Annotated in this window: 18 protein-coding genes; 4 read left to right on the top strand and 14 right to left on the bottom strand. The window is 73.7% G+C overall.

Features of this window, described 5'->3' with window-relative positions; genetic code table 11:
• Positions 1-13 precede the first annotated feature (13 nt).
• From cmk to ald, 8 genes are all read right to left on the bottom strand, one after another.
• Positions 14-712: a (d)CMP kinase gene (gene cmk / locus ACFWN3_RS00670; RefSeq protein WP_377642435.1), complete on the bottom strand. Its 699-nt coding sequence runs from the start codon at positions 710-712 to the stop codon at positions 14-16.
• A gap of 23 nt (positions 713-735) precedes the next feature.
• Positions 736-1,815, bottom strand: coding sequence for a prephenate dehydrogenase (locus ACFWN3_RS00665; RefSeq protein ID WP_377642433.1), 1,080 nt, complete (start codon positions 1,813-1,815; stop codon positions 736-738).
• Positions 1,812-2,780, bottom strand: a complete 969-nt coding sequence (locus ACFWN3_RS00660) for a pseudouridine synthase (protein WP_377642431.1) — start codon at positions 2,778-2,780, stop codon at positions 1,812-1,814. Before ACFWN3_RS00660 ends, ACFWN3_RS00665 begins: the two co-directional genes overlap by 4 nt.
• Positions 2,777-3,421 (bottom strand): SMC-Scp complex subunit ScpB, encoded by a 645-nt coding sequence (gene scpB / locus ACFWN3_RS00655; protein ID WP_377642429.1) that lies wholly within the window; start codon positions 3,419-3,421, stop codon positions 2,777-2,779. Before scpB ends, ACFWN3_RS00660 begins: the two co-directional genes overlap by 4 nt.
• Positions 3,414-4,382 carry a segregation and condensation protein A gene (locus tag ACFWN3_RS00650; protein WP_377642427.1) on the bottom strand — a complete coding sequence of 323 codons (969 nt, stop codon included), beginning with the start codon at positions 4,380-4,382 and terminating at the stop codon, positions 3,414-3,416. Before ACFWN3_RS00650 ends, scpB begins: the two co-directional genes overlap by 8 nt.
• 4 nt (positions 4,383-4,386) lie before the next feature.
• Complete coding sequence (locus ACFWN3_RS00645) at positions 4,387-5,265, bottom strand: ParA family protein (RefSeq protein ID WP_377642425.1); 879 nt, start codon at positions 5,263-5,265, stop codon at positions 4,387-4,389.
• 88 nt (positions 5,266-5,353) lie between these two features.
• Positions 5,354-6,265, bottom strand: coding sequence for a site-specific tyrosine recombinase XerD (xerD, locus tag ACFWN3_RS00640; protein ID WP_377642423.1), 912 nt, complete (start codon positions 6,263-6,265; stop codon positions 5,354-5,356).
• 38 nt (positions 6,266-6,303) lie between these two features.
• The gene (gene ald, locus ACFWN3_RS00635) at positions 6,304-7,419 is read right to left on the bottom strand and encodes an alanine dehydrogenase (RefSeq protein WP_377645658.1); all 1,116 of its coding nucleotides are present in this window, start codon (positions 7,417-7,419) and stop codon (positions 6,304-6,306) included.
• Positions 7,420-7,544: 125 nt separating this feature from the next.
• Here ald and ACFWN3_RS00630 point away from each other — a divergent pair, with 125 nt between their 5' ends.
• Positions 7,545-8,168 (top strand): hypothetical protein, encoded by a 624-nt coding sequence (locus ACFWN3_RS00630; protein WP_377642421.1) that lies wholly within the window; start codon positions 7,545-7,547, stop codon positions 8,166-8,168.
• Between the two features lie 137 nt (positions 8,169-8,305).
• On the opposite strand, the gene hisS is transcribed toward ACFWN3_RS00630, so the two are convergent.
• Together hisS and ACFWN3_RS00620 are read right to left on the bottom strand one after the other, a co-directional pair.
• A complete protein-coding gene (gene hisS, locus ACFWN3_RS00625; protein WP_377642419.1) occupies positions 8,306-9,673 on the bottom strand; it encodes a histidine--tRNA ligase in 1,368 nt (455 codons plus the stop codon).
• A complete protein-coding gene (locus ACFWN3_RS00620; protein WP_377642417.1) occupies positions 9,670-10,371 on the bottom strand; it encodes an MBL fold metallo-hydrolase in 702 nt (233 codons plus the stop codon). The genes hisS and ACFWN3_RS00620 overlap by 4 nt, the downstream gene beginning before the upstream one ends.
• Before the next feature lie 68 nt (positions 10,372-10,439).
• On the opposite strand from ACFWN3_RS00620, the gene ACFWN3_RS00615 reads away from it, so the two are divergent.
• The 3 genes from ACFWN3_RS00615 to ACFWN3_RS00605 all read left to right on the top strand — a co-directional run bounded on the left by ACFWN3_RS00615 (position 10,440) and on the right by ACFWN3_RS00605 (position 14,299).
• Entirely contained in the window at positions 10,440-11,237 is a 798-nt protein-coding gene (locus tag ACFWN3_RS00615; RefSeq protein WP_377642415.1) for a peptidylprolyl isomerase, read from the top strand.
• Positions 11,238-11,239: 2 nt separating this feature from the next.
• Positions 11,240-12,601 carry a DUF349 domain-containing protein gene (locus tag ACFWN3_RS00610; protein ID WP_377642413.1) on the top strand — a complete coding sequence of 454 codons (1,362 nt, stop codon included), beginning with the start codon at positions 11,240-11,242 and terminating at the stop codon, positions 12,599-12,601.
• 69 nt (positions 12,602-12,670) lie between these two features.
• Entirely contained in the window at positions 12,671-14,299 is a 1,629-nt protein-coding gene (locus ACFWN3_RS00605; RefSeq protein ID WP_377642411.1) for a substrate-binding domain-containing protein, read from the top strand.
• A 12-nt stretch (positions 14,300-14,311) separates the two neighbouring features.
• Here ACFWN3_RS00605 and ACFWN3_RS00600 read toward each other — a convergent pair whose 3' ends face one another.
• From ACFWN3_RS00600 to secD, 4 genes are read right to left on the bottom strand one after another with little or no spacing between them, the layout of a single operon-like run.
• Positions 14,312-16,648, bottom strand: a complete 2,337-nt coding sequence (locus ACFWN3_RS00600; protein ID WP_377642409.1) for a RelA/SpoT family protein — start codon at positions 16,646-16,648, stop codon at positions 14,312-14,314.
• A 20-nt stretch (positions 16,649-16,668) separates the two neighbouring features.
• Positions 16,669-17,235 (bottom strand): adenine phosphoribosyltransferase, encoded by a 567-nt coding sequence (locus ACFWN3_RS00595; protein ID WP_377642407.1) that lies wholly within the window; start codon positions 17,233-17,235, stop codon positions 16,669-16,671.
• Between the two features lie 5 nt (positions 17,236-17,240).
• The gene (gene secF, locus ACFWN3_RS00590) at positions 17,241-18,431 is read right to left on the bottom strand and encodes a protein translocase subunit SecF (protein ID WP_377642405.1); all 1,191 of its coding nucleotides are present in this window, start codon (positions 18,429-18,431) and stop codon (positions 17,241-17,243) included.
• Positions 18,428-20,239, bottom strand: a complete 1,812-nt coding sequence (gene secD, locus ACFWN3_RS00585) for a protein translocase subunit SecD (protein ID WP_377642403.1) — start codon at positions 20,237-20,239, stop codon at positions 18,428-18,430. The genes secF and secD overlap by 4 nt, the downstream gene beginning before the upstream one ends.
• Positions 20,240-20,241: the final 2 nt, after the last annotated feature.

Below are 20,241 nucleotides of genomic sequence, written 5' to 3'. Positions count from 1 at the left end.
GGGCGGGCGCTCCTCACTCGGCGGGCTCGGCCGTGTGGGCGGCGACGACGTCGAGGACGGCCTCGACGCTCTCGTCGAGGTCGAGCTCGGAGGTGTCGACGAGGACGACGCCCTCGGCGGCCTCGGTGAACGTCGAGACGGTGGAGTCGTCGCGGTCGCGGCGGACCACCTGGTCGCGCGTGGCCTCGACGGCCGCCGCGTCGGCCGTGCCGTGCAGCTCGGCCGAGCGGCGGCGCAGGCGCGCCTCCTCCGAGGCGGTGAGGAGGACCCGCACGCGGGCGTCGGGGGCGACGACGGTGGTGATGTCGCGCCCCTCGGCGACGACGCCCCCGGTCTGCTCGGCGGCGCGGGCCATGAGGTCGCGCTGGAGCGTGCGGAGCACCGAGCGCACCTCGAGGTTGGTCGCGACCGCCGACACGGCCGTGCTGACCCGGGTCGAGCGGATCGCCTCGCTGACGTCGGTCCCGCCCACGGACACGGTCGGGTCGTCGGGGTCGGTGCCGATGTCGAGCGGCAGCTCGCGCGCGGCGGCCGCCACGGCCTGCGCGTCGGTGAGGTCGAGGTCGCGCTCGAGGCACCACCAGGTGAGGGCGCGGTACATCGCCCCCGTGTCGAGGTAGCCGACGCCGAGGCGCCGGGCCACGGCCCTGGACACGCTGCTCTTGCCGGAGCCCGACGGGCCGTCGATCGCGATCGTCAGGGTGGCGGTCATGGGGCGTCAGCCTAGTGGGGGCCTCAGCCGTGCAGGCGCCAGCCCCGCCCCTCGAGGGCGCTCGCGAGGCCGGCCGCGGCCGCGGGGACGACGTCGACCTCGGCGAGGCCGAAGGGCTGGCCGAGCCCGTGGTCGAGGTGGAACTCCTCGATGTTGGTCCCGATGGCGCCGATGTCGGCGAAGAGCCGGCCGAGCTGGCCGGGCTCGTCGGGGATGATGACGCGCACCGTCTCGTACGAGGTCGGTGCGGCGCCGTGCTTGCCCGGGATGCGCGCGTGGCCGGCGTTGCCCGCGGCGATGGCGCGGGCCAGCGTCCCGCGGGCCCCGGGGGCGTCGGTCGAGGAGCTCAGCTCGTCGAGGGCGCCGACGACCCGTTCGAGGTCGGCCGCGAGGTCGGCCAGCACCGAGCGGACGGCCACGGCGTTGCCGGCGAGGATCTGGGTCCACAGGTGCGGGTCGCTCGCCGCGATCCGGGTGACGTCGCGCAGGCCCTGGCCGGCCAGGGCCACGGCCCGCTCGTCGAGGCCCTCGAGCCGCGCGGCGACGAGGCTCGCCGCCAGCTGCGGCACGTGGGAGACGGCCGCGACGGCGGCGTCGTGGCGCTCGGCGTCGAGGACGCTGACGGCGGCGCCGGCGGCGCGCGCGACGGCCGCGACGGCCTCGGTGACCGCGGGGTCGGTCTCGTCGGTGGGGGTGAGGACCCAGGCGCGCCCGTCGAACAGGTCGTGGCGCCCCGACACCGCGCCGGAGCGCTCGCGCCCGGCCATCGGGTGCGAGCCGCAGTACCGCGACAGGTCGGTGCCGCGCTCGCGCAGCTCGGCGAGGACGGTGCCCTTGACCGAGGCGACGTCGGTGACCGCCGCCCGCGGGAAGCGGGTGAGCACGTCGGCGACCACCGCCGCGGTGACGTCGGGCGGGGTCGCCACGACGACGAGGTCGGGCTCGACCGGGCCGTCGGGCAGCCGGCCGGCACCGAGGTCTCGGGCCAGGGCCGCGTGCGTGGGGCTGGCGTCCTCGAGGGTCACGTCGTCGCCGCGGCGCGACAGGGCCAGTCCGAGGCTCGTCCCGACCAGACCCGTGCCGACGACGTGGACCGAGGTCACAGGTCGGCCGCCGCGTAGAGCGCCGCCACCTCGGCCGTCGTGAGGTTGCGCCACTTGCCGGTCTTCGTCTCGCCCAGGTGGATCGGCCCGACCTGGGTGCGGACGAGGGTGATGACCGGGTGGCCCACCTCGGCGAGCATCCGGCGCACGATGTGCTTGCGCCCCTCGTGGAGGACGACCTCGACGAGCGCCTTCCCCGGGGCGGAGTCGACGATCTTGAAGGAGTCGACGGCCACCGGCCCGTCCTCGAGCTCGATGCCCTCGCGCAGCCGGCGGCCGATGTCGCGCGGCACCGGCCCGGGGATCTGGGCGAGGTAGGTCTTCAGGACGCCGTAGCGCGGGTGCTGGAGGCGGTGCGCGAGCTCGCCGTCGTTGGTGAGGAGCAGCAGGCCCTCGGTGTCGGCGTCGAGGCGGCCGACGTGGAAGAGCCGCTCCTTGCGGTTGGAGACGAAGTCGCCGATGTCGACGCGGCCGAGCTCGTCGCTCATCGAGGTCACGACCCCGAGCGGCTTGTTGAAGGCGAGGTACACCCGCGACTCGTCGAGCTGGACGCGCACGCCGTCGACGTGGACGGTCTGGTTCGTGCGGATTCGGACGCCGAGCTCGGTGACGACCTGGCCGTCGACGTCGACCCGGCCCTGGGTGATGAGGTCCTCGCAGACGCGGCGCGACCCGACTCCCGCCGCCGCGAGGAGCTTCTGCAGGCGCACGCCGTCGGGGTCGTGCACGTCGACGACCGGCCGGGTCGGCGGCTTCTTCGGCTGCGTCGGCTGGCTCGGCCGGGTCGAGCCGACGCCGAAGCGGTGGTCACGGGTGCCCTTGCCGGCACCGCCGGCCGGCCGGGCTCCCGTGGCGGGCCGGCCCGGCTTGGCGCCCTTCGAGGGCCTGTCGCCCCGCGCGGGCTTGCGACCGCGTCCACCGTCCTTGCCGGACGGTGCTCCTCCACGACTGGTCGGGGGTGTCATCCTCGGCCTCCTTCGGCGATCTCGTCGAGCACGTCGACTTCGGGCAGGTACGGGGCGAGCGCCGGCAGGTCGTCGAGGCTCTGCAGCCCCAGGCGCTCGAGGAAGGACGACGTCGTGCCGTACAGGGTCGCGGTGGACTCGGGGTCGTGCCCGAGCTCCTCGATGAGGCCGCGGGTCAGCAGGGTGCGGATGACGCCGTCGACGTTGACGCCGCGCACCGCCGCGACCCGCTGCCGGGACACCGGCTGGCGGTAGGCGATGACGGCGAGGGTCTCCAGCGACGCCTGGGTGAGCCGGGCCTGCTGGCCGTCGAGGACGAAGCGCTCGACGACGGGGGCGTACTCGTGGCGGCTGTACATCCGCCAGCCGCCCCCGACCTGGCGCAGGGTGAAGCCGCGGTTCTGGGCCGTGTAGCCGTCCTCGAGGTCGCCCAGGGCCGCCTCGACGTCGGCGACGGGCTGCTCGAGGGCCGAGGCCAGGGACACCGTGGTCACCGGCTCGTCGACGACCATGAGGACGGCCTCCAGGGCGCCGTGGATGCCGCCGGGGAAGTCGGCGACGTCGAAGGCGAGCTGCTCCTCCGCGGCCGCGGGCGTCGGCTCGACCGCCTCGTCGCCGGGCGGGGGCTCGTGCTCACTCATCGGCGTTCTCCTCGGGTGCGGTCTGCGCGTCATCGTCGGACGGTGGCGCGTCGTCGTCGGACGGTGGCGCGTCGTCATCGGGCAGGGGCTCGTCGAACTCGTCGGTGACCTCGATGTCGCCCTCCTCGGGCCCGGTCCAGCGGACCGTGAGCTCGCCGAGGGCCTCGGCCTGCTCGAAGGAGATCGACGCGTCGCGGAAGAGCTCGAGCAGGGCGAGGAAGCGTGCGACGACGACGAGCGTGGAGTCGGCGTCGGCGACGAGGCTGCGGAACGAGGCGACCCGCTCGCGGCGCAGCCGGTCGCCGATGACGACGGCCTGCTCGCGCACGCTGACCTGCGGGGCGTGGAGGTGGCCGAGGCCCACGGTCGGCACCGGCTTGGGCACCAGGGCCCGGGCGGCGACCATCGCGAGCTGCTCCGGGGTGACGGTCATGACGAGCTCGGGCAGCAGGGCCGCGACGTGCGGCTCGAGCGAGGCCGTGCGGGGGTAGCGCCGGCCCGCGGTGGCGATCCGCTCGGCGAAGGTGTGGGCGATGTCCTTGAACGCGCGGTACTGGAGAAGCCGCGCGAAGAGGATGTCGCGCGCCTCGATGAGCGCGAGGTCCTCCTCGTCCTCCGGCCCCGACTGCGGCAGCAGCCGGGCGGCCTTGAGGTCGAGCAGCGTCGCGGCGACGAGGAGGAACTCCGAGGCCTGCGAGAGGTCCCAGCCGTCGGGCTTGGCCCGCTCGGTGCGGATGTGCGCGATGAAGTCGTCGGTGACGGTCGCCAGCGAGATCTCGGTGATGTCGAGCTTGTGCTTGCTGATGAGCCCGAGGAGGAGGTCGAAGGGGCCGCTGAAGTTGTCGAGGCTGACCTCGAAGGCCGTGGCGGGGGGCCGGCGGGTGAGGACGCCGCCCGGCGTGACGTCGTGCCCGACGACCGGCGGCTCGTCGCCCCCGGGATCAGCGGGGGTGCTCGTCATCGGCTCAGGCCGCCCCGCCGCGCGCGATCAGCTCGCGGGCGAGCTGCCGGTAGGCATCAGCGCCCTTGTGCGAGCCGTCGTACGTGGTGATGGGCTCGGCGGCGAGCGTGGCGTCGGGGAACTTCACGCTGCGGGAGATGACGGTGTGCAGGACGTCGTCGCCGAAGTGGTCGACGACGCTGGCCACGACCTCGCGCGAGTGCAGGGTGCGGCCGTCGTACATCGTCGCGAGGATGCCGTCGACCTTCAGGCGCGGGTTGAGCCGGTCGGTGATCTTCTCGATCGTCTCGACGAGGAGGGCGACCCCGCGCATCGCGAAGAACTCGCACTCGAGCGGGATGATGACGCCGTGCGCCGCGGTGAGGGCGTTGACGGTGAGCAGCCCGAGGGAGGGCTGGCAGTCGATCATGATGACGTCGTAGTCGTCCATGACCGGCCGCAGCACCCGGGCCAGGATCTGCTCGCGGGCGACCTCGCCGACGAGCTGGACCTCGGCGGCCGACAGGTCGATGTTGGCGGGCAGGACGTCGAGGTCGGCGACCTTGGTCTTCTGGATGACGTCGCGCACGTCGTGGCCGCGCTCGACGAGCAGGTTGTAGACCGTGATGTCGAGCTCGTTGACGTTGATGCCGAGGCCGACCGACAGGGCGCCCTGGGGGTCGAAGTCGACGAGGAGGACGCGACGCCCCACCTCGGCCAGGGCCGCCCCGAGGTTGATGGTCGTCGTCGTCTTGCCGACGCCGCCCTTCTGGTTGCACATGGCGATGATGCGCGCCGGGCCGTGCGCCGTGAGCGGCTGCGGCGCCGGGAAGTCGGGGAGGGGGCGCCCGGTGGGGCCGACCTGGCCCGCCGTGCGGATCTGGAAGGCCGCCTCGGTGTCCAATTCACTTCTCCCCGGTGCCGTGGTGCGTACGGTCAGCCTCTCGCTGATCGGGCACGACCCTATCAGCGGCGACGCGCGGGCTCGGGGATCACCGGGCCCGGGGGTGGCTGTTCGCGTACACCTCGCGCAGCCGCTGCACGGTGACGAGCGTGTAGATCTGCGTCGTCGTCACCGAGGCGTGGCCCAGCAGCTCCTGAACGACGCGGACGTCGGCGCCGCCCTCGAGCAGGTGCGTGGCGAAGCTGTGCCGCAGCGTGTGCGGCGAGAGGTGCCCGTCGAGGTGGGCCCGCTCGGCGCAGGCGCGCAGCACCGCCCAGGCGCTCTGGCGCGAGAGGCGCCCGCCCCGGGTGTTGAGGAAGAGGGCCGGGGTGCCGCGGCCGGCGCTCGCGACGGCGGGTCTCCCCCGCACGAGCCACGCCGAGACCGCCTCCGCCGCGTACGACCCGAGCGGCACGATCCGCTCCTTGCCACCCTTGCCCCGCAGCCGGACCACGCCGTCCTCCCCCAGCACGTCGTCGACGTCGAGGCCGATGGCCTCGGAGATGCGCGCGCCCGTCCCGTAGAGGACCTCGAGGAGGGCGCGGTCGCGCAGCGACGCCGGGGTGTCGCCGACCGAGGCGGCCTCGAGGAGGCGCTCGACCTCGGCGACGCCGATCGCCTTCGGCAGCCGGGACGGCGGGGTGGGTGGGCTGACCCGACGCGCCGGGTCGGCGTCGAGGACGCCCTCGAGGGCGAGGAAGCGGTGCAGCCCGCGGACGGCCACGAGGGTGCGACCCGCGGACGACGCGGCCAGTGGCTGGTGGTCGGCGTCGCCCTCGCGCAGCCGGGCGAGGAACTCGCTGACGTGGCTCTCGCGGACGTCCTCGGGCCGGTCGACGCCGACCGTGGCGAGGTAGGCCGTCCACCGGGCGAGGTCGCGCCGGTAGGCGGAGAGGGTGTGCCGGGAGGCCCCCCTCTCGACGTCGAGGTGGGTCAGCCACGCGTCGACGGCCCGGCCCACGGGCGTGGGTCGGGCCGTCGGCGGCGGGGTCGTGTCGGTCAGGACAGGGCCTCGGCGAGGGTGATGCTCTCCATGCCGAAGGCCTCGGCCACGGCGCCGTAGGTGATGTGACCGGCGTGGGTGTTCAGGCCGAGCGCGAGGGCGTCGTCGGCCACCGAGGCGTCCTTCCAGCCCTTGTCGGCGAGCTTGATGGCGTACGACATCGTCGCGTTCGTCAGGGCCCAGGTGGAGGTGTGCGGCACGGCGCCCGGCATGTTCGCGACGCAGTAGTAGATCGAGTCGTGGACCTGGAAGGTCGGCTCGGCGTGGGTCGTGGGACGGCTGTGCTCGAAGCAGCCGCCCTGGTCGATGGCGACGTCGACGAGGACCGAGCCGGGCTTCATCTGGGCGACCATGTCGTCGGTGACGAGCTTGGGGGCCTTGGCGCCGGGGATGAGCACCGTGCCGATGACGAGGTCGGCCTGGAGGACCTGCTCGCGCACCGACATCGCCGACGACGCGATCTGCGCGACCCGGTTGTCGTAGCGCCAGAAGCTCATCCGGAGCTTGTCGAGGTCGGTGTCGAGGAGCGTGACGTCGGCGCCCATGCCGAGCGCGATGTTCGCGGCGTTCTGGCCGGCGACGCCCGCGCCGATGACGACGACCTTGGAGTTGGCGACACCGCCGATGCCGCCCATGAGGACGCCGCGCCCGCCCTGCGCCTTCATCATCGAGTGCGCCCCGACCTGGGGCGCCAGGCAGCCGGCGACCTCGGACATCGGGTAGAGCAGGGGCAGCAGGCCCGAGGGGAGCTGGACCGTCTCGTACGCGATGGAGGTGACCTTCTTGTCGACGAGCTCGCGGGTGAGCGGCTCGTCGGCGGCGAGGTGGAGGTAGGTGAAGAGGGTGAGGCCCTCGCGGAGGCGGTGGTACTCCTCGGCGACGGGCTCCTTGACCTTCATCACCATGTCGGACTCGGCCCACAGGTCGTCGGCGGCGTCGATGATCCGCGCGCCCTGGGAGACGTACTCCTCGTCGGTGATCGAGGAGCCGAGGCCGGCGCCCTTCTGCACGAGCACGTCGTGGCCGCGGCGCACGAGCTCGTGGACACCCACGGGGGTGATGCCGACGCGGAACTCGTTGTTCTTGACCTCGCTGGGGATGCCGACCTTCACGATTACCAAGCCCTGTCTGACTCGTCGGTGCACCGGGCTCCGTTGCCCGGCTGCCGCCCCCGGGTCGAGGGCGATGCGAGTCTAGACCCGGCCCGACAGCATCCCCACCCACGGGAGGACCCCCGATGAAGCCGTACAGCGACCTGCCCGTCCGACGCACCCGACAGGTCCTGGCCGACCTGTCCGTCGTCCTCTGGGTGGTCCTCTGGGTGTGGGTCGGCCGGGTCGTCCACGACGCCGTGGCGGCCCTGGCGGCGCCGGGTCGCGAACTCGCCGAGGCGGGCAGCAGCTTCCGGGGGACGATGACCTCGGCGGGCGAGTCGGTCGACGACCTGCCCCTCCTCGACGACCGGATCGCCGAGCCGTTCCGTACGGCGGCCGGTGCCGGCGCGGGGATCGAGTCGGCGGGGACGTCGTTCGCCGACGGGGTCGAGACGACCGCGGTCGTCCTCGGGGTGGTGACGACGCTCGTGCCGGTCCTCCTCGTCGTGCTGGCCTGGCTCGTCGTCCGGCTCCGCTTCGCCCGGCGGGCCGGGGCGGCGCAGCGGTTCGTCGACGGCGCCCCCGACCTCGACCTCTTCGCCCTACGCGCCATCGCCAACCAGCCGATGCCGCGCCTGGCCAAGGTCTCTCACGACCCGGCCGGCGCCTGGCGACGGGGCGACCCCAAGGTGGTGCGCGCCCTGGCCGTCCTCGAGCTCAAGGACTGCGGCATCCGCCCCCCGAGGGTCGTCACCCCCACCGCCTGACCCGCCGGCTGGCCCGCCCGTCGCACAAGTTCGGGGTCACCCCGAACTCGTGTCCTTCACCCGGGTCTAGAACCGGGGTGAAGGACACCTTTTCGGGGCCACCCCGAACTTGCGCGGCCGCGGGTGGGGCGCCGCCGTCAGGGGGTGAGGATGCCCGGGCGGAGGTCGGCCTCGGGGCAGCGCCAGGTGGCGGGGTCGGCGTCGACCTGGTCGCCGGAGCGGATGTCCTTGACCTGGTCGGCCCCGTCCTCGCCCGCCCCGGGGAACCAGACGAACGGGATGCCGCGGCGGTCGGCGTAGCGGATCTGCTTGCCGAATTTCGCTGCGCTCGGGGCCACCTCGCACGCGATCCCCCGCGCCCGCAGCGCCGTGGCAACCGCGCGCGACCGGCCGCGCGTCTCCTCGTCGACCACGGCGACGAGGACCGCCGCCGGCGTCGAGCGCGACGCCGTGAGGCCGCGCTTGGACACGAGGAGGTGGACGAGGCGGGTCAGCCCGATGGAGATGCCGACCCCCGGGTACGTCGTCCTCCCGTCGGTCGCGAGCGAGTCGTACCGGCCGCCGGAGCACACCGAGCCCCACTCCTCGGACCCGACGAGCTGGGTCTCGTAGACGGTGCCCGTGTAGTAGTCGAGCCCGCGGGCGACCGACAGGTCGGCGACGAGCGTGCCCGGCGCCTGCTCCATCCCGGCGGCGATGACGGCGGACAGGGAGTCCAGCCCGGCGTCGAGCGTCGGGTGCGACACCCCGAGGGCGCGCACCTGCGAGACGAACCCGAGGTCGTCGGACCGGATGTCGGCCAGCGCCAGGCACAGCCGCGCCTGCTCGGCGGTCGCCCCCGCCTCGACGAGCAGCGCCGTCACCTTCTCGGGGCCGAACCGTGCGAGCTTGTCGACGATGCGCAACGTGCCCGCGACGTCCTCGAGCCCGATGCCGAGGTAGAACCCCTCGGGCACGAGCCGGTTGTTCACCTGGATCCGGAACTCCCCCACCGGGAGCCGGCGGAAGGCCTCGGCGATGACGAGCGGCATCTCGGCCTCGAAGTGCGGCGCGAGCTCGCCGACGTCGACGACGTCGATGTCGGCCTGGGTGAACTCGCGGAAGCGTCCCTCCTGGGGGCGCTCGCCGCGCCAGACCTTCTGCACCTGGTAGCGGCGGAAGGGGAACGACAGCCGCCCCGCGTTCTCGAGGACGTAGCGCGCGAACGGCACCGTGAGGTCGAAGTGCAGCCCGAGCTCGGCATCGCGGCCCGACGCCTGGTCGTCGGCGAGCCGGCTGACCGCGTAGATCTCCTTGTCGGCGTCGCCGCCCTTGCCGAGGAGCCGCTCGACCGGCTCGACCGCACGCGTCTCCAGCGGCGTGAAGCCGTGCAGCTCGAAGACCTCCCGCACGACGTCGAGGAAGTGCAGCTCGAGGAGCCGCTCGGCGGGCAGGAGCTCGGGGAAGCCCGAGATGGGCGTCACCTTCCGCGCGACGGCGCGGTCGGGTCGGGCGTCACTGGTCACGCGCTCAATCCTCGCAGGTACGGGTTGGTGGCCCGCTCGCGGCGCATCGTCGTCGCCGGGCCGTGGCCGGTGAGGACGAGCGTGGAGTCGGGCAGCGGGAGGACGACGTCGCGCAGCGAGCGCTGCATCGCGGCGTCGCTGCCGCCGGCGAGGTCGGTGCGGCCGATGGAGCCCGCGAAGAGGACGTCGCCGCTCACCATCGTGCGGTCGAGCTGCTCCTCGGCGGGCAGGCCGTCGGGGACGGTCGGCAGCCCGAACATCACCGAGCCCTCGGTGTGGCCGGGGGCGTGGAGCACCTCGACCTCGAGCCCGGCGAGCGACAGGACCTCGCGGTCGGTGACCTCGACGACCCGGTCGGGCTCGCGCCACGTGGCGCGCCGGCCGAACTGCGCCTCCATCATCGCCAGCGTGCCGGGGTCGACGAGGGCGAGCGGGTCCTCCAGCCGGTAACGGTCGTCGGCGTGGACGTAGGCCGCGGTGTCGCCCCCGCAGACCGGGGCCACCGAGTAGACGTGGTCGAGGTGGCCGTGGGTGAGCAGGACCGCCGCGGGGCGCAGCCGGTGCTCGAGGAGCACCTCGCGCAGCGTGTCCTCGACGCCGATGCCCGGGTCGACGACGAGGCACTGCTCCCCCGGGCCCGCCGCGAGGACGTAGCAGTTGGTCGCGAAGGCGGCGGCGGGGAAGGCGACGGCGAGCACGCCTGTGAGCGTAGCCCGGGCACGCCTGCCTAGACTGACCGGCGTCACGGCCCAGAGGAGGACCACGGGTGACCAAGGAGCAGGAGCGCGCGCGGGCTCGCCGGCGCTACGCGAAGGTGCAGGCGAAGCAGGCGAAGCGTCAGGCCGACCGGGCGAGGAACGTGCGGGTCGCCGCGGCGGCGGGCACCGTCCTCGTCGTCGTCGGCCTGCTGGCCTTCCTCGGCACGAGGTTCGGCGGAGACGACGAGGGGACGCCCGCGGCGTCCTCGACGACCGCGGCCGGCTGCCCCGCGCCCCCGGCGGCGCTGGGCACCGGTGCCGAGCTCGAGCTGCCCGACAAGAAGGCGGCCGAGGGCAAGACCTTCCTCGCCACCCTCACGACGAACTGCGGCGACATCGAGCTGACCCTCGACGGCACCAAGGCACCGCAGGCGGCCGCCGTCTTCCTCGAGCTGGCCCGCCAGAACTACTGGCAGGACTCGCCCTGCCACCGCCTCACGGCGAGCGAGGGCCTCAAGGTCCTCCAGTGCGGCGACCCCACCGGCTCCGGGCAGGGCGACCCGGGCTTCGGCTACGGCGTCGAGAACGCCCCGAAGGACGGGGCCTACCCGCGCGGCACCATCGCGATGGCCCGCACCCAGGACGCGAAGGCGGGCACCGGCGGCCAGTTCTTCATCGTCTACGGCGACTCCAGCCTGCCCGACCCCGACGGCTACACCGTCGTCGGCACCGTGACCGCCGGGTTGGATATCGTCGATCGCATCGCCGCTGCCGGGATCGCCCCCGGCGGCTCCAGCCCCACTGACGGCGCTCCCGCCGCACCGATCAGCATCCTCCGGGTTGCTGTCACCGAGAAGAAGGCCTGACCGTGTCTGACGACCAGCCCACGCCCCGCCCGACGATCCCCTCGCCGGCCGCCATCGCCGCGCGCGTCCATCCGCGCCCGGCGGCCGCGGCACCGGCGCCGGTGAGCCACTCGGAGTCGGCGCGCTTCGGACGGGTCGACGACGAGGGTCACGTGTTCGTCACCGTCGACGGCGAGGAGAAGGAGGTCGGCTCCTACCCCGGCGCCACCCCTGACGAGGCGCTCCAGTACTTCGCCCGCAAGTTCGACGAGCTCGCCGCCTCGGCCGACCTCCTCGAGGCCCGGCTCGCCAACCCCGACGTCTCCGCCAAGGAGGTCGCCGACGGCCTGAAGACCCTCCAGAAGCACGTCGCCGAGGCCCACGTCGTCGGCGACCTCGCCGCCCTCCAGGCCACCATCGAGCGGGTCGGCACCGGCCTCGAGGCCAAGCGCGCGCACGAGGCCGAGCACCGCGCCGCCGCACGCGCCGAGGCCGCCGAGCAGCGCGAGGCCATCGTCGCGGAGGCCGAGAAGATCGCCGCCCAGCCGCCGGGCTCCACCCAGTGGAAGACGAGCGGCGAGCGGATGCGGGCCCTGCTCGACGAGTGGAAGCAGCACCAGCGCTCGGGTGCCAAGCTCGACAAGACGACCGAGTCCGGGCTGTGGACCCGCTTCAGCCACGCCCGCAACACCTTCGACAAGGCGCGCCGGGCCTGGTTCGCCGACCTCGAGACCACGCGCACCGAGGCCAAGGGCGCCAAGGAGTCGCTCGTCGCCGAGGCCGAGGCGCTCGCCACGAGCACCGACTGGGCCAACACCGCCCGGGCGTACAAGCAGCTGATGGACCGCTGGCGCACCGCCGGCCGGGCCGCCCGCGCCGACGACGACGCCCTGTGGGAGCGGTTCCGCGCCGCCCAGGACGCCTTCTTCTCGGCCAAGGACGAGGTCGCCGCCGCCGAGGACGAGGAGTTCCGCGGGAACCTCGTCGTCAAGGAGGGCCTGCTCACCGAGGCCGAGGCCATCCTCCCGGTGACCGACCTCGAGGCCGCCAAGGCCGCGCTGCGCTCGGTCCAGGACCGCTGGGAGGCGGCCGGCAAGGTGCCGCGCGGCGACCTCGAGCGGGTCGAGAAGCGGATCCGCCGTGTCGAGGCCGCGGTGCGCGAGGCCGAGGACACCAAGTGGCAGAAGAGCAACCCCGAGGTCGCCGCCCGCGCCCGCTCGATGGTCGAGCAGCTCGAGGCGTCGGTCTCGTCCCTCGAGGCCGAGGTCGCCGCCGCCGAGGCGAAGGGCGACCCGAAGAAGGCCGAGGCGGCCCGCGGCCGGCTCGAGGCGCAGCAGGTCTGGCTCGACCAGGCCCGCGCCGGGCTCGACGAGTTCGGAGGCTGACGGCACCCGCCGGCACGCAGGGGGTCGTGGTGGTCGCCGGCCACCCCGACGCGGGAAAGGACGCAGGAGATGGGACGCCACGGTGCACCGACGCGCCGGGGCCGCGGAGCCGGGCCGGGCACCGGCACCGTGGTCGTCGTCGCCCTGCTCGTCGCGCTCCTGGCGGGCGCCGTGGCCTGGCGCGGCTGGGTCGCCACGACCGGCACGGGCCCGTTCCTCCCGTGGGCGGGCTGCGAGCGGACGCCTGACGTCTCGGTCGTCACGACGGCCGCGATGGCCCCGGTGGTCAAGGACGTCGCCGCCGACCTCGACGACGTGTGCGCCCGCTTCACCGTCACCGCGGAGGCCCCCGACGTCACGGTCCAGCGCTATGCCGGCGACGGCGAGGGGGCGCCGGACGTGTGGCTCCCCGACTCCTCCCTCCTCGCCGAGGAGGTCGCCGAGGGAGACCGCACGACCGTGTCGGTCGGGGGGCCCGTCGCGGCGACCCCCGTCCTCATCGCCGTCCCGAGCGGTCTCGAGGCGCCCGCCCCGGCGTCCTGGGGGACGACCATCGTCGCCCCGACCACCCGGCTGCCCGAGCCCACGCAGTCGACGGTCGGTCGCATCGCCCTCATGGTCGGGCTCGCCGAGATCGACGCCCTGCCGGCGGCCGCCCGCTCGACCTCCCTCTCCGGCATCGGCGGGATGCTGAGCCGGGTCGTGCCCGAGGCGAGCCTGCTGTCGGCCCACGCCGGCGGCACCGACCCCGCGGTCTTCCCCACGACCGAGCAGGCCGTCCACGAGGCCGCGCCGCCCGGCCTGTCCGTCGTCGTCCCCGCCTCGGCGACCCCCGCGCTCGAGTACCCCGTCGTCACCTCGCGCAGCGCCCCGGCCGAGGCCGTCGCGGCGCTGACCGCCGCGCTGACCTCGGCCGCCGGGAGCGACGCCCTCCGCGCGGCCGGCTTCCGCACTCCCCGGGACCGCTCCCCCGTGGTCGAGGGCGGCCCGGCGGCCGCGGCGCTCGACGTCGAGCCCTCTCCCGAGCAGGCCGCCGCCGCCCAGCGGATGTGGGCCGCGGTCGCCACCCCGACCCGCCTGCTCACCGTCATCGACACGTCGGGGTCGATGGCCCAGTCGGCCGCGTCGGGCGGCTCGCGCATCGAGGTCGCGAGCCGCGCGGCGACGGGAGCGATCCAGCTCCTCGCCGACCACAACAGCGTCGGCCTGTGGACGTTCTCGACCCGCCAGCAGGGTGACCGCGACTGGACCCAGCTGCAGGCGGTCGGCGAGCTCGGCCGCGAGGACCAGCGGGCCAGGCTCGCCTTCTCGCTCGGGTCGCTCGCCACCCGGCTCGGCGGCGACACCGGCCTCTACGACACCCTCGACGCCGCGTACCGGCGCGCCGTCGAGGACCACGACCCGACGGCGGCCAACCTCGTCGCCCTCTTCACCGACGGCGTCAACGACGACCCCGCCGGCGGCCTCACCCTCGCGCAGCTGACGACCCGCCTGCGCGAGGTCGGCTCCGCCGACACGCCCGTCACGGTGCTCCTCGTCGGGATGGGCGGCGTCGACGCCAGGGCGCTGGCGCCGGTGGCCCGGGCCGTGCCCACCGGGGGTGGCGGCGGCGCGGCCGTCTTCACCGTCGAGAAGCCCGAGGACATCGCCGACGTCTACGTCACGATGTTGCTGCGCCGGGTGCCCCAGCAGGGCTGAGCCGCTGCGGCCTCAGCCCTTGCGGCCGCCGCCGGTGACCCGCTCGGCGTCGAAGACGCCGTCGACCCGCTGCACGGCGCGCACGACGTGGCCGAGGTGCCCGGGGTCGCCCATCTCGAAGGTGAAGTGCAGCTTGGCCACGCGGTCGCGCGAGGTCGTCACCGCCGCCGAGAGGATGTTGACCCCGTGGTCGGAGATGACCCGGGTGACGTCGGAGAGCAGCCGGGAGCGGTCGAGCGCCTCGACCTGGAGCTGGACGAGGAACAGGCTGCCCGAGGTGGGCGCCCACTCGACCTCGATGATCTTCTCGGGCTGGGAGAGCAGCGAGTCGGCGTTGGAGCAGTCGCGCCGGTGCACCGAGACCCCGTTGCCGCGGGTGACGAAGCCGAGGATGTCGTCGCCGGGCACCGGGGTGCAGCAGCGGGCCAGCTTGACCCAGACGTCGGCCATCCCCTTGACGACGACACCGGGGTCGCCGGAGCGCCGGGACGGCGGGCGGGTGGCGACGGGGCTGGCGGCCTCGGCGATGTCCTCGCTCGCGCCGTCCTCGCCGCCGACCGACGCGACGAGCCGCGACACGACGTGCTGGGCCGAGACGTGGCCCTCGCCGATGGAGGCGTAGAGCGAGTCGATCCCGTTGAGCCGCAGCTCCTCGGCGATGCCGGTGAGCGACTCGACGGAGGTGAGCCGCTGCAGCGGCAGGCCCTGCTTGCGCATGACCTTGGCGAGCGAGTCCTTGCCCGCCTCGACCATCTCCTCGCGGCGCTCCTTGGAGAACCAGTGCCGGATCTTGTTCTTGGCCCGCGCCGAGCGCACGAAGGACAGCCAGTCGCGCGAGGGGCCGGCGGAGTCGGCCTTCGAGGTGAGGACCTCGACGACGTCGCCGTTGTCGAGCCGGCTCTCGAGCGGCACGAGCCGGCCGTTGACCCGCGCGCCGATGCAGTGGTGGCCGACCTCGGTGTGGACGGCGTAGGCGAAGTCGACGGGGGTCGAGCCCGCGGGCAGCCCGACGAGCTGGCCCTTCGGCGTGAAGACGTAGACCTCGCTCGCGGTGATCTCGAAGCGCAGCGACTCGAGGAACTCCCCGGGGTCGGCGGTCTCCTTCTGCCAGTCGAGGAGCTGGCGCAGCCACGCCATGTCGTTGACGGGCCCGGTCTGCCCGTCGCGCGCCTGGACCCCGGCCGACCCGGACCCCTGGCCCTTGGCGCGGGGGTCCTCCTTGTACTTCCAGTGCGCGGCGACGCCGTACTCGGCGCGGCGGTGCATCGTGTGGGTGCGGATCTGGATCTCGACCGGCTTGCCGCTGGGCCCGATGACCGTCGTGTGCAGCGACTGGTACATGTTGAACTTCGGCATCGCGATGTAGTCCTTGAACCGCCCCGGCACCGGGTTCCAGCGCGCGTGCAGCGCCCCCAGCGCGGCGTAGCAGTCGCGGACGGTCTCGACGAGGACGCGCACGGCGACGAGGTCGTAGATCTGCTCGAAGTCGCGGCCCCCGACGATCATCTTCTGGTACACGGAGTAGTAGTGCTTCGGCCGCCCGGTGACCGTGGCCTTGATCTTCGCCGAGCGCAGGTCGGTCTCGACCTCCTTGCGGACCTCGCCGAGGTACTCCTCGCGGGCCGGGGCGCGCTCGGCGACGAGGCGGACGATCTCGTCGTAGACCTTGGGGTACAGGGCCTGGAACGACAGGTCCTCGAGCTCCCACTTGATGGTGTTCATGCCGAGGCGGTGAGCCAGCGGCGCGTAGATCTCGAGGGTCTCCTTGGCCTTGCGCTGCGCGCTCTCGAGCGAGACGTAGCGCCAGGTGCGGGCGTTGTGCAGCCGGTCGGCGAGCTTGATGACGAGCACCCGGATGTCGCGCGCCATGGCGACGACCATCTTGCGCACGGTCTCGGCCTGGGCGGCCTGGCCGTAGGTGACCTTGTCGAGCTTGGTCACGCCGTCGACGAGCATCGCGATCTCGTCGCCGAAGTCGCGGCGCAGCGCCTCGAGGCTGTACGAGGTGTCCTCGACGGTGTCGTGGAGGAGCGCGGCCGCCAGGGTCGTGGGGGTCATGCCGAGCTCGGCGAGGATCGTCGTCACCGCGAGCGGGTGGGTGATGTAGTCGTCGCCGGAGCGGCGCTTCTGCCCCTCGTGGGCGCGCTCGGCGACCGCGTAGGCGCGCTCGACGATCGTGACGTCGGCCTTGGGGTGGGTGCCGCGCACGACCTGCAGCAGCGGCTCGAGGGCGGGGTTCTCGGGCGGGCGGTTGCGCCCGACGAGGGCCAGCGCGGCCCGGGCACGCGCCCGCGACGACACCCCGGGACCGGGGGTCCCGGGCTGGGCCGTCGTGGTGTCCTCCGCCATGGCGGGAGTCTAGTCGTGGGTCAGGAGACGACGTGGAGCGAGCCCACCGTGCGGCCCGCGAGCCGCTCGCGTCCGTCGAGGAAGGCGAGCTCGACGACGCACTCGAAGGCGACGACCTCGCCCCCGACCTGCTCGACGAGGTCCCACGCCGCGGCCGCCGTGCCGCCCGTGGCGAGCACGTCGTCGACGAGGAGGACCCGCTCGCCCTCGACGAAGGCGTCGGCGTGCACCTCGATCTCGGCCGAGCCGTACTCGAGGTCGTAGGAGACCGACACCGTCTCGCCGGGGAGCTTGCCGACCTTGCGGACCGGGACGAAGCCGACGCCCATCGCGTGGGCCAGCGCCGCCCCCACGACGAAGCCGCGCGCCTCGATGCCGGCGACGAGGTCGACGGCGCCGCGGTGCCGCGCCGCCAGCGCCTCGATGACGACGGCGAACGCGTGCGGGTCGGCGAGCAGCGGGGTGATGTCCTTGAAGACGACCCCGGGCGTCGGGAAGTCGGCGACGTCGCGCAGGCTCCCCGCGACGAGGTCGGAGACCGCGTCGGCGGTGAGCCCGGCCACGGGACCGGTCGCGGCGTCGGGCACCGCGCTCAGCGCTTGGACTTCGGGGGACGGCGGGGCTGGTTGCGCGGGCCCGACTGGGCGTACTTGTGGACCGCGCGACCGGTGAGCGTCGCGGAGTCGCCGCTCTCGGCCGGGCGCCCGCCGACGACCACGGCGTCGTCCTCGCCGGTCTCGACCACCTCGGCGGGCTCGCCGCGGTGGGCGGCGCCCGTCGCGGCCCCGACGTCCTTGGCCTTGCGGGCCTGGTGGCGCTCGGCGCGCTTGCCGAGCTCGACGACCTTCGGGTCGTTGCGCCGCAGCGAGACGAGGACCGGCGTCGCGATGAAGATCGAGGAGTACGCGCCGATGACGATGCCGACGACGAGGACGAGCGAGAGGTCGAGGAGCACGCCCGGGCCGAGGAAGAGCGCCCCGACGACGAGGACCGCGACGATCGGCAGCACGCCGATGACCGTGGTGTTGATCGAGCGGACCATCGTCTGGTTGACCGCGAGGTTGGCCGCCTGGGCGAAGCTCATCCGCCCGTTGGCGAAGGCCTCGGTCGTGTTCTCGCGCACCTTGTCGAAGACGACGACGGTGTCGTAGAGGCTGTAGCCGAGGACGGTGAGGAAGCCGATCATCGTCGCCGGCGACACCTCGAAGCCGCTGAGGGCGTAGATGCCGACGGTGATGACCATGTCGTGCACGGTCGCGATGAGGGCGGCCGCCGCCATCCGCCAGTTGCGGAAGTAGATGCTCAGGGTGAGCGCCACGGCGAGGATGAAGATGACGAGCGCGCGCAGGGCCTGCTGGCTCACCGACGCGCCCCACGACGGGCCGATGAAGGTGCCACTGACGTTGGCGTCGGGGACCCCGAAGGCGTCGGCCAGGGCGCCGCGGACCTCCTGGCTGTCGGCCTGGGAGAGGCGCTCGGTCTGCACGCGCACGGTGTCGTTGCCGACCCGCGTCACGTTGACGCCGCGCTGGTCCTCGGCGGCGCCGACGGCGTCGCGGGCGGTCTGCTCGTAGTCGCCGGTGGTCTGGGTGCCGGAGACCCGGAACTCCGAGCCACCCCGGAACTCCAGGCCCAGGTTCAGGCCCTGGACGACGAGGCCGATGACGGCGATCGCGACGAGGAGGCCCGAGACGAGGTAGAAGCGGTTGCGCTTCTGGACGACGGGGACCGAGCGGGCGCCGGTGTAGAGGTCGTTGCCGAGTGCGGCGAAGGAGAAGCTCATGCCGCACCTCCCTTCGCGGCCGTGGCGGCCTGCCGGGTGACGGTCGCGGTCGGCGCCGTCGTGAAGCGTCCACGCCCCTGGTAGCGGGTGGCCTGCGGGACGCCGAGGCGCCGCGGGTCCAGGCCCGACCACGGGTGGCCGTCGCGGAAGAACCGCAGGCGGGCCAGGAGGGTCAGCAGCGGGTGCGTGAACCAGAAGACGAGGAGGAGGTCGATGAGCGTCGTGAGGCCGAGGGTGAAGGCGAAGCCGCGCACGCTCGAGCTCGCGAGGACGTACAGGACGATCGCCGCGAGGAAGTTGACGCCGTCGGCGATGAGGATGGTGCGCTTCGCACGGTCCCAGCCGGTCTGGACGGCGGCCTCGAGCGAGCGGCCGTCGCGCAGCTCGTCACGCACGCGTTCGAAGTAGACGATGAACGAGTCGGCGGTGAAGCCGATCGAGACGATGACACCCGTGACGCCCGCCATGTCGAGGCGGTAGTTGTGCGACCACCCGAGGATCGTCAGCACGAGGTAGGTCATCAGGCCGGCGACGACGATCGAGGCGACGGTGACCAGGCCGAGCATCCGGTACTGGAACATCGAGTACACGACGACGAGGACGAGGCCGATGATCCCGGCGACGAGGCCGTAGCGCAGCTGCTCGCTGCCCAGGGTCGGGCTGATGTCGATGCTCGTCTGCTCGACGAACGACAGGGGCAGCGCACCGAACTTCAGCTGGTCGGACAGGCTGCGGGCCTCGGCGATGGTGAACCCGCCGGTGATGCTGGCGCGGCCGTCGAGGATGGCCTCGTTGAAGCGCGGCGCCACGATGACGCGCGAGTCGAGGGTGGCCGCGAGCTGGTTCTGCGGCTCGGGGAGGCTGACCATCTTCCGGCTGATGTCGGCGTACTGCCGCGCGCCCTCGCCGTTGAGGCTGAGCGCGATCTCGACCTCGCTCGTCAGGGCGCCCTGCTGGTTGGCGCGGTAGCCCGACGTCGCGTCGCTGATCTTGTCGCCGGAGACGGCGACCGGGCCGAGGATGAACTTGGCCGTGCCGTCGACGTCGCAGGTGATGAGCGGCTTGGCGGCGTCGTCGACGATCGCGTCGAGCTGCTCCTGGTCGCAGGTGAAGGTCTCGAACTGCGCGGTGAGCTCGGGGGTGATCCACGCGAGGTCGGTGGGGTCCCGCGGCGCGGCCGAGCCACCCGGGGCCGAGGCGCTCGGCGACGCGGAGGGCGAGGGCGACGAGCTGGCCGACGGGCTCGCGGTCCCGGTGGGGGTCGGCGTCGTCGCGAGGGCGTTGGGGACGGCGCTGTTGCTCGTCGGCGACGCGCTGCTCGCGGTGGTCGGCGTCGTCGATGCCGAGGGGCTGCCCGAGGGCGCCGGGCTCGTCGAGCCGGACGGGCTCGGGCTGGCGGTCGGCTGCGGCACCGCGGAGGCGACGGCGAGGACCGGGCGGAACTGCAGCTGCGAGCTGCGGCTGATCGCGTCGCGCACCTCCTGCGTCGGGATCTCGGGGATGCTGACGACGATGTTGCGGTCGCCCTGGGTCGTGACCTCGGCGCCCGAGACGCCGCCGGCGTCGACGCGCTGGACGATGATGTCGCGGGCCTGGTTCAGCTGCTCGGCCGAGACGACCTGACCTGCCGACGTCTTGGGCTCGAGGATGATCTGGGTCCCGCCCTTGAGGTCGAGGCCGAGCTTGGGCGCGCCCCCGCCGTCGGACCAGATGTTCGCCCCGGCGAGGAGGCCGCCGAGCCCGAGGACGAGGACGAGGGTCGCGAGCAGGCCGCGGCGCGCAGCCGTCTTCGGCGCGGTGCCGGCCATGC

It is taken from the genome of Oryzobacter terrae (assembly GCF_042756445.1).
GTDB classification, from domain to species: domain Bacteria; phylum Actinomycetota; class Actinomycetes; order Actinomycetales; family Dermatophilaceae; genus Oryzobacter; species Oryzobacter terrae.
Note: the sequence above shows the minus strand (reverse complement) of the source record. Positions and strands in the feature narration are given on the sequence as shown.

What these genes read in the sequence shown, in the direction of transcription:
- ACFWN3_RS00600 (WP_377642409.1), bottom strand. Translation starts at nt 16,648, where the DNA reads ATGGCGGAGGACACCACGACGGCCCAGCCCGGGACCCCCGGTCCCGGG.
- cmk (WP_377642435.1), bottom strand. Translation starts at nt 712, where the DNA reads ATGACCGCCACCCTGACGATCGCGATCGACGGCCCGTCGGGCTCCGGC.
- ACFWN3_RS00630 (WP_377642421.1), top strand. Translation starts at nt 7,545, where the DNA reads ATGAAGCCGTACAGCGACCTGCCCGTCCGACGCACCCGACAGGTCCTG.
- secF (WP_377642405.1), bottom strand. Translation starts at nt 18,431, where the DNA reads ATGAGCTTCTCCTTCGCCGCACTCGGCAACGACCTCTACACCGGCGCC.
- ACFWN3_RS00650 (WP_377642427.1), bottom strand. Translation starts at nt 4,382, where the DNA reads ATGACGAGCACCCCCGCTGATCCCGGGGGCGACGAGCCGCCGGTCGTC.
- secD (WP_377642403.1), bottom strand. Translation starts at nt 20,239, where the DNA reads ATGGCCGGCACCGCGCCGAAGACGGCTGCGCGCCGCGGCCTGCTCGCG.
- ACFWN3_RS00605 (WP_377642411.1), top strand. Translation starts at nt 12,671, where the DNA reads ATGGGACGCCACGGTGCACCGACGCGCCGGGGCCGCGGAGCCGGGCCG.
- scpB (WP_377642429.1), bottom strand. Translation starts at nt 3,421, where the DNA reads ATGAGTGAGCACGAGCCCCCGCCCGGCGACGAGGCGGTCGAGCCGACG.
- ACFWN3_RS00660 (WP_377642431.1), bottom strand. Translation starts at nt 2,780, where the DNA reads ATGACACCCCCGACCAGTCGTGGAGGAGCACCGTCCGGCAAGGACGGT.